Annotated in this window: 9 protein-coding genes and 1 pseudogene; 3 read left to right on the top strand and 7 right to left on the bottom strand. The window is 60.2% G+C overall.

Annotated features, from left to right (window positions below):
- The 3 genes from ACM6I0_RS15785 (at nt 1) to ACM6I0_RS15795 (ending at nt 3,749) form a co-directional block, all read left to right on the top strand.
- Nucleotides 1-903 (top strand): LysR family transcriptional regulator, encoded by a 903-nt coding sequence (locus ACM6I0_RS15785; RefSeq protein WP_414922755.1) that lies wholly within the window; start codon nt 1-3, stop codon nt 901-903.
- A gap of 125 nt (nt 904-1,028) precedes the next feature.
- Nucleotides 1,029-1,655, top strand: coding sequence for a glutathione S-transferase family protein (locus tag ACM6I0_RS15790; protein WP_285431506.1), 627 nt, complete (start codon nt 1,029-1,031; stop codon nt 1,653-1,655).
- Between the two features lie 63 nt (nt 1,656-1,718).
- Nucleotides 1,719-3,749, top strand: coding sequence for a pyridoxamine 5'-phosphate oxidase family protein (locus ACM6I0_RS15795; RefSeq protein ID WP_414922756.1), 2,031 nt, complete (start codon nt 1,719-1,721; stop codon nt 3,747-3,749).
- 435 nt (nt 3,750-4,184) lie between these two features.
- Here ACM6I0_RS15795 and ACM6I0_RS15800 read toward each other — a convergent pair whose 3' ends face one another.
- From ACM6I0_RS15800 to ACM6I0_RS15830, 7 genes and pseudogenes are all read right to left on the bottom strand, one after another.
- Nucleotides 4,185-5,315, bottom strand: coding sequence for a glycosyltransferase family 4 protein (locus ACM6I0_RS15800; protein WP_414922757.1), 1,131 nt, complete (start codon nt 5,313-5,315; stop codon nt 4,185-4,187).
- Entirely contained in the window at nt 5,316-6,446 is a 1,131-nt protein-coding gene (locus ACM6I0_RS15805; RefSeq protein WP_285431511.1) for a glycosyltransferase family 4 protein, read from the bottom strand.
- On the bottom strand, nt 6,430-7,794 hold the full coding sequence (locus ACM6I0_RS15810; protein WP_414922758.1) for a glycosyltransferase family 4 protein: 1,365 nt from the start codon (nt 7,792-7,794) through the stop codon (nt 6,430-6,432). Before ACM6I0_RS15810 ends, ACM6I0_RS15805 begins: the two co-directional genes overlap by 17 nt.
- A pseudogene (locus ACM6I0_RS15815) lies at nt 7,791-7,907 on the bottom strand (hypothetical protein); the annotation flags it as partial. The pseudogene ACM6I0_RS15815 and the gene ACM6I0_RS15810, both read right to left, overlap by 4 nt.
- Nucleotides 7,908-7,909: 2 nt before the next feature.
- On the bottom strand, nt 7,910-9,352 hold the full coding sequence (locus ACM6I0_RS15820) for a mannose-1-phosphate guanylyltransferase/mannose-6-phosphate isomerase (protein WP_285431514.1): 1,443 nt from the start codon (nt 9,350-9,352) through the stop codon (nt 7,910-7,912).
- Nucleotides 9,353-9,355: 3 nt separating this feature from the next.
- Nucleotides 9,356-10,327 (bottom strand): GDP-mannose 4,6-dehydratase, encoded by a 972-nt coding sequence (gene gmd, locus ACM6I0_RS15825; protein ID WP_109626923.1) that lies wholly within the window; start codon nt 10,325-10,327, stop codon nt 9,356-9,358.
- Nucleotides 10,324-11,238 (bottom strand): GDP-mannose 4,6-dehydratase, encoded by a 915-nt coding sequence (locus tag ACM6I0_RS15830; protein WP_414922759.1) that lies wholly within the window; start codon nt 11,236-11,238, stop codon nt 10,324-10,326. The genes gmd and ACM6I0_RS15830 overlap by 4 nt, the downstream gene beginning before the upstream one ends.
- Between the last annotated feature and the right edge of the window lie 118 nt (nt 11,239-11,356).

The raw sequence follows: 11,356 nt of genomic DNA on the forward strand, positions 1-11,356 counted from the left end.
ATGGACCGATTCCAGGAAATGCAAGTCTTCGCCGCCGTCGCCAAGGAGCAAGGTTTCTCGGCGGCGGCGCGGCTTTTGGGGATGTCGGCGGCGAGTGTCACTCGTGCCGTGGCGGCGCTGGAGAAGCGCATTGGCACTCAGTTACTGACGCGCACCACCCGCAGCGTGTATTTGAGCGAAGCGGGTCAGCGTTTTCTGGAGGATTGTCGGAGAATTCTTTCCGAGGTGCAGGAAGCTGAGGATTCGGCAGCCGGAAGTCATGCCCAGCCCCGTGGGCAACTGACCGTTACGGCGCCTGTGTTGTTCGGTGATTTGTTCGTCACGCCAGTCATGGTCGGTTACCTGACCCAATTTCCTGACGTCAGCATCAACGCTCTGCTGGTCGACCGGGTGGTGAGTATGGTTGAGGAGGGCGTCGATGTGGCGGTGCGCATCGGCGAGCTGCCGGACAGCAATCAACATGCAATCCGGGTCGGTGAAGTGCGGCGGGTGATTTGCGCTTCTCCGCAATTCCTGAAAGCCCATGGTCGGCCTCGGCATCCTGCCGAATTGAGCGCAGCGCCGATCATTGCTACCTCCTCCATCGGGCAGCTCAGGAGCTGGCCGTTCCTTGAGGCGGGAGAGCCGATCAGCGTTCGCTCAGAACCGCGTCTTGTGGTCACCGCCAATCAGGCCGCTATCACAGCCGCCGCCATGGGCCTTGGGCTGACCCGAGTGCTGTCGTATCAAGTGGCGAGCAAGATTGCTGCGGGTGAGCTGGAAATCGTGTTGGCTGACTTCGAACTGTCGCCATTGCCCATTCATGTGGTCTATCAGGGCGGACGCAAGGCCCCCGTGCGGGTCCGTAGTTTTGTCGACTTCGTGGTGAAGGCGCTGCGCGAACACCCGGCGCTGCAGGGCTAAAGGGTTATTGCGCTGGATGAAATAATTGATTGCGTTTGCTGGTTATTCTGTTGTTTCGGTTGTAGGTGGAAGATAGCTCCAATTGGCGCCGACCTAAACGGCGCCACCCACCAGCGGAGCCGACCATGCAAGCCATCAAACTCTACAACTTCCCACGTTCCGGCCATGCTCACCGTGCGCAGTTGATGTTGTCCCTACTGCAGCTGCCGACCGAGCTGATCTTTGTCGATCTGCCCAAAGGCGCGCACAAGCAGCCGGATTACCTGGCGATCAACCCGTTCGGTCAAGTCCCGGCGATTGATGATCAAGGGGTGGTGCTGGCCGATTCCAACGCGATCCTGGTCTACCTGGCACTCAAATACGGCAACGGGCGGTGGTTGCCCACCGATCCGGTCGGTGCGGCCAGCGTTCAGCGCTGGTTGTCGATCACCGCCGGGCCGATTGCCTACAGCGTTGCCCGAGCACGACTGATCACGGTGTTCGGCGCGTCCTACAATGCTGAAGAAGTCATCGCCAACGCCCACGCCGTGCTCAAAGTAATCGATCAGGAATTGGCCGCTACGCAATACCTCGTCGGCAATGAGCCAACCATCGCCGATGTCTCGGCCTACAGTTATATCGCCCATGCGCCGGAAGGCAATGTGTCGCTGGACGACTACGCCAACATCCGGGCGTGGCTGGCGCGAGTTGAAGCGTTGCCAGGATTTGTCGGCATGCCGCGCACCATCGCCGGCCTGCAAAAAACTGCCTGATGCTCACGGCCCGACTCAGTCGGGCTGCTCACATTGCGCGATCAGCGCAGGGGAGAAACCGTTATGGAACGTTCACCTTGGCACACTGGCGAGAAACAATTGCAGGCTCACGTGGGTGTTGCCGAGCGAATGGACGTCGTAGGTCGTAAGGTGATTCGCAGCGAGATGCCGGATCAACACCGCACGTTCTATCAGCAACTGCCGTTCATGCTGTACGGCGCGGTCGATGCCGATGGCAATCCTTGGGCCAGTATTCTTGAAGGGCCGCCAGGTTTTGCTCATTCCCCGCAGCCTGCGTTGTTGCAGTTCGACAGCCTGCCTGGCAGCGACGATCCTGCGCAGTTGCAAGAAGGCGCGGCGATTGGCCTGCTGGGCATCGAACTGCACACTCGGCGTCGCAACCGTCTCAATGGCCGGGTTGGCGCTGTGACGGCAAGTGGCTTCGGGGTGACAGTCGAGCAATCGTTCGGCAATTGCCCGCAGTACATTCAGCTGCGCCAGTTCCGCTCGGTGCCCTTGGCGGACCCGTCGACCCGTGTCGCGCAGCACCTCAATGCGCTGGATGAAGCGGCCACCGCGATGATCGCCGGCGCCGATACCTTCTTTGTCGCCAGCTACGTGGACGTCGATGGTCAACGCTCGGTGGATGTTTCTCACCGGGGTGGCCAGGCCGGTTTTGTCCAGGTGGAAGGCAATCGCCTGACCATTCCGGATTTTGCCGGCAACCTGTTCTTCAATACCTTGGGCAACCTGCTGATCAACCCGCGTGCGGGTTTGCTGTTTATTGATTTCAATTCGGGCGACTTGCTGCAGCTCAGCGGTCGCGCGCAGGTCATTCTCGAAGGCCCGCAAGTCGAAGCCTTTCAAGGGGCCGAGCGGTTGTGGACGTTCGAGGTGGAGCGCGTGGTGCGCCGGCCCGCCGCACTGGCTTTGCGCTGGCGCTTTGACGGCGTGTCGCCCACCAGTTTGCTGACCGGCACGTGGGCGCAGGCGAACGCGCGGCTGCAAGCCAAGGCCCTGGGCGACAGCTGGCGGCCGTTGCGAGTGGTGCGCATCGAGCAGGAAAGCCACGCCATCCGTTCGATCTATCTGGAGCCCAGCGACGGCGCGGGGTTGCCGCTGTTTCAGGCTGGGCAGCATTTGCCGTTGAGGTTCAACATTGGGGGCGATGTGCATATCCGCACGTACAGCCTGTCGAGCGCCCCCTCCGATGACTTTTTCCGCATCAGTGTGAAACGTGACGGGTTGGTGTCTTCGCACCTGCATGAGCACGTTCGCGTCGGCGATGTGCTGGAAGCTCGCGCGCCTCAAGGGCATTTCACCGTGGCACCGCATGAGCGTCGGCCACTGGTGCTACTGGCCGCCGGTGTTGGCATCACGCCGTTGCTGTCGATGGTGCGCGAGGTGGTTTATCAAGGTTTGCGCACCCGGCGCATTCGGCCGACGTGGTTTTTCCAGAGCTCGCGAACCTTGGCCGATCAGCCGTTTCGCCCGGAGCTGGATCGCTTGCTCGACGGCCTCGGCGACTCGGTACACGTGATGCGATTGCTCAGTCAGCCCGAACCTGATGCCCGCGAGGGTGAAGATTTCGACCTGACCGGGCGGATCGACGCCGACCTGATGAAGACCGTTCTCGAAGTGGACGACTACGATCAGGTGGATTTTGTCCTGTGCGGGCCGGGCAGTTTTACCCAAGGGATGTACGACAGCCTGCGCAGTCTGGACATCCGCGACGCGAGGATTCATGCCGAAACCTTTGGCCCCTCGACATTGCGTCGGACGCCGGACCCGGATGCCATTGTCATCGAGCAACCACCGGCCGCCACTGTTTCGGTCCCCGTCGTGTTCCAGCGCTCGGCCAAAGAGGCACGCTGGCAGCCCGAGGGCGGCAGTTTGCTGGAGCTGGCGGAAAGCCGCGGATTGCGCCCGGAATTCAGCTGCCGCGGCGGATCTTGCGGCACCTGTAAAACGCGGCTGATCAGCGGCGCAGTGAATTATCCACAGCCCCCGGCGGAAGTGCCTGAGGCGGGAGAGGTACTGATTTGTTGCGCGGTGCCGGCGCAGGGTTCGCAGCCGTTGGTGTTGGATTTATAACCCATCCACCAAAGCTCAGAGATTCCCTGTGGGAGCGACGTTTGCCTGCAAAATACGGCGAACGTCCTACAAACTTGAGCGTTCCTGGGGATGATTCCGACATGTTCTGGCGGTTGTCGTGTCGGAAGTCGGGAGGATAGGCTTCGCGGCTCACTGCAAATTCAGTGATCGGGTTTGGTCGCCCAGGTTTAGAATGGCGCACGTTTGTGCTTGCTTCATGGCGAGCTGTGCGTGGGAGGGCTTAGGCTCTGCCGGGTTCCATTCCCTGGTCGACCAACCCGCGTACGGTTCGCCTCCCTTCTGCTTGGTCGCAGTGTTGGCGAACTCCAGTCCTCGAATGGAGCTTCATCATAATAAAAGAAACCCCCAATCCCCCCGAATCCGACGACGTTTCTCCCTCCACCGCCTTCGCGAGCAAGCCCGCTCCCACATTAGTTACGCGTAGGACAGGGATTTTTCTTCCAGCAGTTCCTCGTACAACTCGGTCCACTTGCGCCCCATTTCGTCGGCGGTGAATAGCTGCCGATAACGCGCCTCAGCCTTCGCGCCCATTTGCGCCGCACGTGCCGGGTTCTCCCACAGCGTGCGCATGGCTTCACGGAAGGCCAGCGGTTGACTCGGTGGGACCACCAGCCCGGTTTCGTTGTGGATATTGATGTAGCTGGTGCCGGTGCCGATTTCGCTGGATATCATCGGTTTGCCGTACATCGCGCCTTCGAGCAGCGAGATGCCAAACGCTTCGGAGCGTAGATGCGAGGGAAACACGATGGCGTAGCTCAGTTGCAGCAGCGCTACTTTGTCCTCATCACCCAGGCGCCCGAGGAAGTGAATATTGCGCAAACCCAAGGCCGCGGCCTGTGCATGCAGTTCCAATTCCAGTGGGCCGGCTCCCACGATGACCACTGGATAATCCAGGTCCTTGAGCGCGTCGAGCAGGATGTGCAAACCCTTGTAGTAGCGCATCACACCCACAAACAGGAAAAACTTATCCCCAACCTGTTGCCGCCAGTGAGCCATACGCTCGCTGTCGGGCTGTGGATAACCTGCCTTGTTCAGGCCATAGGGGATAACCCGGGTCTTGGCTTGGAACTGTTGCAGAACATCGCTGGTGTGCAAGTAGTTGGGCGAGGCGGCGACGATCCGGTCGGCGCTTGCCAGGAACCGGTTCATCAGAGGCCGATAAAGCTTGAGCAGGTGCTTCTGGCGAATGATGTCCGAGTGGTACGTCACCACGCTTGGTTTCTTGATGCCGCTGGCGAAGTGCACCAGGTCCATGAACGGCCAAGGGAAGTGGTAATTGACCACATCGGCTTCAGCGGCCATTTCGCGAAACTGCTTGAAGACGCTCCAGGAAAACCCCGTGGAAGCAAACTGAATATCGAGTTTGGCCCGGTGAACCTCGTGTTGCCCGAGCTGCACCACCGGCGGCGTGGGATCGGCACTGAGTGTCAAAACCTGGCTTTCAATACCATGCTGGGCACCGCTTTCGCAGAGCTGGAAGATGACTTGCTCGATGCCGCCAACGGAGTCAGGCAGGTACGTCTTGAAAAAATGGAGTACTCGCATTCAACCTCCTAGTGCCTGGCGATAGGCGCTGGCCGTAATACTGGCGCAGCGCTCCCAGGTAAAAAGCCTTGCCTGTTGCAATCCGGCTTCCCGACATGCCTGCCAATGCGCTTGATCGTCGATCAGATGGGTCATTGCCTCGCGCAAGCCGTCTGGATCGTCAGGTTCGATATAGTTGCCCGCAGCCTCTGCCACTTCCGGCATGGCCGAACGCCGGGTGAGGATTACCGGCGTGCCGCTGGCCATCGCTTCCAGAACCGGTAAGCCAAAGCCTTCGTAAAGCGACGGAAAAATCAGCGCCCGGGCACCGGCCAACAGCTGCGCGACTTGCTCGTCGGGCAGGTAACCCAGCAGGCAGACATTCCCGGTAGCGAGCGCCCGCTGCAGTTCTTCGCTGAACTGGTCATGCTGCCAACCTGCCATGCCGACAATCAGCAGCGGAAAACGCTGGCGGATTGCCTCGGGCAACCTTGCATGAGCGCGCAGGGCCAGTGTCAGGTTCTTGCGTGGCTCCAAGGTGCCGACGCAGAGGAAGTACTCCCGCGCCTCGACGCCATGAGCCTTGAGCACCGCGTCGATGGCCCCCGGCTCGCGGGGATGAAAACGCGACGCCACGCCCAATGGCGCAACGACAAACCGTTCTGCTGGCAAGCCGAAATGCTGTTGCGCTTCGTCTGCGATGTACTGCGAGTCGGTGAGAATCAGGCTCGCCCTTTGCACGCCGTCAGCGAGTCGCCGTTCGATCTCTCGCAAGCGCGCGGGCGGTTGCGTCTCGGGGTAATGCAGGTGAGTCAGGTCATGCAAGGTAATGACAGTCGGGCCGTCGAACGACAGTGGCCACAAACTCGGTTCGTGGTAGAGGTCGATGGAGTGCGTGCGCCCCTGATCGAAGCGTTTCTGCTCCAGCCAGCGGCGGGCTTGATAGGCCCCGGGAATCTTGCGCAGCAACGGTGTCAGTCGTGAATAACCGGGCATGGCTGCCTCAGGCAGCACAGAACTCCAGCCCCAGCCGTGGAACAGTGCCAGTTCGACATCGGGTTCAGCGACAAGGGCGCTAGCGAGTTCAGCGACGTAATGGCCTATGCCGGTGCGCGGCCCCTGGAGGATCCTGGCGTTAAGGGCAATTCGCATGTTGCCTCTCTGGCACGGCCGGCTCTTGCAGATTGCGCAGGGTGCGTTCGGCCAATTGCGCACTGGCTTCACGCCAGCCGATCCACTGCCAATCCGCGACGTTGCGCACGGCCGGAAATTGCCCGGTGCGTTCGAACTCCGTGACCAGGTCCGCCAGGCTTTGTGGCTCTTCCAGATCAAAGTACGCCATGAACTCGCCACCGATTTCACGGAAGATCGGAATGTCACTGCCCATGGCCGGCAAACCGCGTTGCATGGCTTCGACCAGTGGCAGGCCGAAGCCTTCGACCCAGGACGGAAACACCAGCGCGCTGGCGTGGGAGTAGGCGTGTTCGAGACTGGTATCGCTCAGGTCATTGAACATGAACAGGCGTTTGTTCAGCTCGGCGTGATTGCGCACACGGGCGAGCAGGGCGTCGCATTTCCAGCCAATACGCCCGGCGATGCACAAACGGGCGCTGGAACCTGATGCCCAAGCGCGTTCAAAAGCGTCGAGCAGGTAATCGTGGTTTTTGCGCGGCTCGATGGTGCTGACCATCAGAAACACTGGATCTTGCGTTTTGAACAGCCGGGCCAGGCGTGGCTCGACCGCGGCGCTGACTTCGCTCAGGTCCAGTTCGGAGCCGAGGTGAAAATAGTCGAACCACAGTCTGCCGGTTTTGTCCGGGCCAAGGCGTCGCAGCACTTCGTCATGCACCTGATCGCGTACCGTGGCGGAGATCGCGACATAGCCGTCGGCGATTTGGGTGATCCAGTTGAACCACTCGGTAAAAACCTGCACCAGCCGCGTGTCATAGAACTGCGGATGTGTCAGCGGAATGAGGTCGTAGATCACCGAAACGATGCCCACGCCTTCGCGTTTGAGCTGTTCGGCAAACGGGAAGAAATCGCTGTGCCAGGAGGAGTCGAGCAACACCAACTGGTCGCCCGCCTGATGCTGCAAGGGCGAGCAGCGTTTGGGCAGTTGATATTGGTTGATGCCCTCGATCAGACGCAATGGAATGCTGAAACAGGAGACCGCCGTGACGCGGTAGGCCACGTGCAGCAAGCGCTTGATCACTCGCGAGTTGCTGCGGTTGTGCAAGCGTTGGTGCATTTGCCAGAAACGATGAGCGAGCCGTCCGAGGCGCCCGCCAAAGGTCATCAGCCCATCGTAAAACGGAATGTTCAACGCACCCAGTTTCAGCACTCGATAGAGTTTGCCGTTGAGCATCACCACTGGGATGCACTCCACACCGTCGACACGCTCCGGCAGCTGATTGATGACGTTGCGCACCACTCGCTGAATGCCCGAATTGACTTTGGGGTGCTGGAATACGTGGGTGCATTCCACCAGAAGACGCGTCATGGCCTGCCCTCAGAAACAATTGATTCGGCAGAGTGGGTGATGGTGGTTTTCGCCCCCAGCCACGAGCAACCGACGAAGTTTTCATGACGGTTGTTGATCACATGGAACACCAAGGTCAAACCGTCCTGCCGTATTGGTCTTCGAAGCGAACGATATCGTCCTCTCCCAGGTATTCGCCGCTTTGCACTTCAATGATCACCAGGTCGATCACGCCCGGGTTTTCCAGGCGATGCTTGTGACCGGCGGCAATGAACGTTGATTCGTTCTTGGCCACCAGATGGGTGCCGGTGCCGTTGTTGGTGACCTTGGCCATGCCTTCGACGACTACCCAGTGTTCATTGCGGTGGTGGTGCATTTGCAGCGACAGCTTGCCGCCGGGCTTGACCACGATGCGCTTGATCTTGAAGCGCGGGCCTTCCTCGAGCACGGTGTAGGTGCCCCAAGGTCGACTGACCGTGCGGTGCAGGCGATAGGCCTCGTGTTTCTTGTCCTTGAGCTGCTTGGCCACTCGGCGCACATCCTGCGCGCGATCGGCATGGGCGACCAGCACCGCGTCGGCGGTGTCGATGATGATCAAGTTATCCACACCCACCGCCGCCACCAGCCGGTCTTCGCTCTGGACAAAGTTATTGTGGCTGTCGATGAACACCGCATCGCCGCTGGCGCGGTTGTTTTGCGCATCCGCCGGCACCAGCGCGGCCACCGCACCCCAGGAGCCGATATCGCTCCAGTCGAATCCGGCGGGCACCACGACCACCTTGTCGGAGCATTCCATCAAGGCGTAGTCGATGGAAATGTCGGTGATCTCGGCGAACAGCTCTGGGGATAATTCCTGCTGCAGACACCCGGCTGTTTCCACCGGGGCGCTGGCTGCCATGCAGGTTCGCGTCTGCTCAAGCAGTTCGGGGGCGTGGAGTTGCAACTCGGCCAGCACGGTGGCGACCGAGAAGCAGAACATGCCCGAGTTCCACAGGAATTTGCCGCTTTCCAGGTAATGCGTAGCGGTTTGCAGGTCAGGTTTTTCGACGAAGCGTTGCACCCTGGCCGCGCCTTTTTCGTCCAGTGCCGCGCCGGTTTCGATGTAGCCGAAACCGGTCTCCGGGGCAGTCGGTACCACGCCAAACGTCACCAGGAACCCATCCTTGGCCAGCGCCACAGCGTGTTCGACCGCTGACTTCAAGGCCTCTTCATTGCGGATCAAATGGTCGGCGGGCATGACCACCATGATCGCTTCGTCGCCGTGCAAGGCTTGCAGCGACAGGGCGGCGGCCGCGATGGCCGGGGCCGTGTTGCGGCCGGTCGGCTCAAGCAGGAAGTGTCCGCGATGACGATTGAGCTGCGCCTCCTGATAGTGATCCTTGCTCTGAAAGTAGTACTCACGATTCGTCACCGTGACGATATCGCCCCAGCCATCAAGCAGCCCGGCCGCACGCCGATACGTCTTGCCCAGCAGCGACTGGCCGTCGGGCAACATCATGAACGGCTTGGGGTGCCCTTCGCGGGACACCGGCCACAAACGAGTCCCGGCACCGCCGGAAAGGATCACTGGAATCAGCATGGCCTACTCCTTGGCGACGCGTTTCATGTCCGCGTCCATCATCATGCGGATCAAGGTATCCAGATCTGTTTTTGGCTTCCAGCCCAGTACGCGCTGGGCTTTGGCCGGGTTGCCGAGCAGCACTTCGACCTCGGCCGGGCGGAAGAACGCCGGGTCGATCTTCACGAAGTCGCGGTAGTTGAGGCCAACGTGGTCGAAGGCAATGCGGCACATTTCGCGCACCGTGGTGGTCACGCCAGTGGCGACCACGAAGTCATCAGGCTTGTCCTGTTGCAGCATCAGCCACATGGCTTCGACGTAGTCGCCGGCAAAACCCCAGTCACGTTTGGCGTCGATGTTGCCCAGGCTCAGTTCCTGCTGTTTACCCTGCTTGATGCGGGCTGCGGCGTCGGTCACTTTGCGGGTGACGAACTCGATGCCGCGCAGCGGTGATTCATGGTTGAACAAGATCCCGCTGCTGGCGTGGAGGTTGAAGCTTTCGCGGTAGTTGACGGTGATCCAGTGGCCGTACAACTTGGCCACGCCGTAAGGGCTGCGCGGGTAGAACGGGGTGTTTTCGTCTTGTTGTTCGGCCTGGATCAAGCCAAACATTTCGCTGGTCGAGGCTTGGTAAAAACGAGTGTGCGGGCTGAACTGGCGGATGGCTTCGAGCAAGTGGGTCACGCCCAGCCCGTCGACGATGCCGGTGGTGACCGGTTGATCCCAGGAGGCGGCGACAAAGCTTTGCGCTGCCAGGTTGTAGATTTCATCCGGGGCGGATTTGATCACCGCGCGTTGCACGGAGCAGGCGTCGGCCATGTCACCGTCCAGATAAACGATGTCGCCTTCGACGCCCATTTCACGCAAGCGCCAGCGCGCATCGCTGCTGCGACGAGCGACCAGACCGTGGACTTTGTAGCCCTTGTCGAGCAGCAGTTTGGCCAGATAGGCGCCGTCTTGGCCGGTGATCCCTGTGATCAGTGCACTTTTAGTCATTCTTGTCGTACTCGCTTCTCCCAGTCGGACAGGATCGCCCGCAGGGATTGTTGTGTTGTGATTTCAGGCGTCCATCCTGTGGTCTGGGTCAGCTTGGCAGAGCTGCCACAAACGCGACGCTGATCCGCGCGACGAAGACGCGCAGGATCCTGAATCAGTTGCATGTCGACCTGGGCGAGGTCGCCTAATTGTTCGATCAGACTGCGAATGCTCTGCTCGCGCCCCGAGCAAATGTTGTAGACCTGTCCCGTTACGCCCTTTTCCAGCAGCGCCAGGTAAGCCGAAATGACGTCGCCCACATCGAGGAAATCGCGGGTGACATCGATGTCGCCCACTTCCAGTTGCGGTGCTTGCAGGCCTTGCTTGATGCGGCTGATTTGCCGCGCGGCGCTGGCAATCACGAAGCTGTCTTTCTGGCCGGTGCCGATGTGATTGAACGGGCGGGCGACCAGTACCGGCCAGCCTTCGCTCAAGCCCCATTGCAGGCTCAGGAACTCGGCTGACAGCTTGCTCACCGCATACGGATTGCGCGGGCAGGGTGGCTGGCGCTCGGTGATCGGCAGCTCTGATTCGGCAACCTGACCGTAGACATCGCCCGAGCTGACATAGAGAAAGGTGCCATTGAAGCCGCGCGCCTTGAGCGCTTGTAGCAGGTTCAAGGTGCCGAGCAGGTTGATGTTCAGTGTGCGTGCCGGATCACGAAAGGCTTCGGGGACAAAGGTCTGGCCGGCCAGGTGAATGACGGCATCGGGCAACTCGGGCCACAGCCCTTCGAGGCTTTGTGGCTGGCTCAGGTCGTACCGGGAGGCGACAGGTAGAAGCTCCCATTCCGAGGCATCAGCCTTCAGGCGATATTGGAGGTGTTGTCCTACGAATCCAGTCAGACCCGTAACGAACAGACGCTTTTTCAAACAGTCGCCCCTTGGTCATAAAACTTCGTCCATTCCCCACAGGCTCTATGGAGATGTCTGACAGACCGGGTGGATTGCTTGGTCGAAAGACAGGCGAAATATGTTGTTGTAGTTGTTT

The sequence above is a fragment of the Pseudomonas sp. IT-P294 genome (assembly GCF_949767865.1).
Taxonomy (GTDB): domain Bacteria; phylum Pseudomonadota; class Gammaproteobacteria; order Pseudomonadales; family Pseudomonadaceae; genus Aquipseudomonas.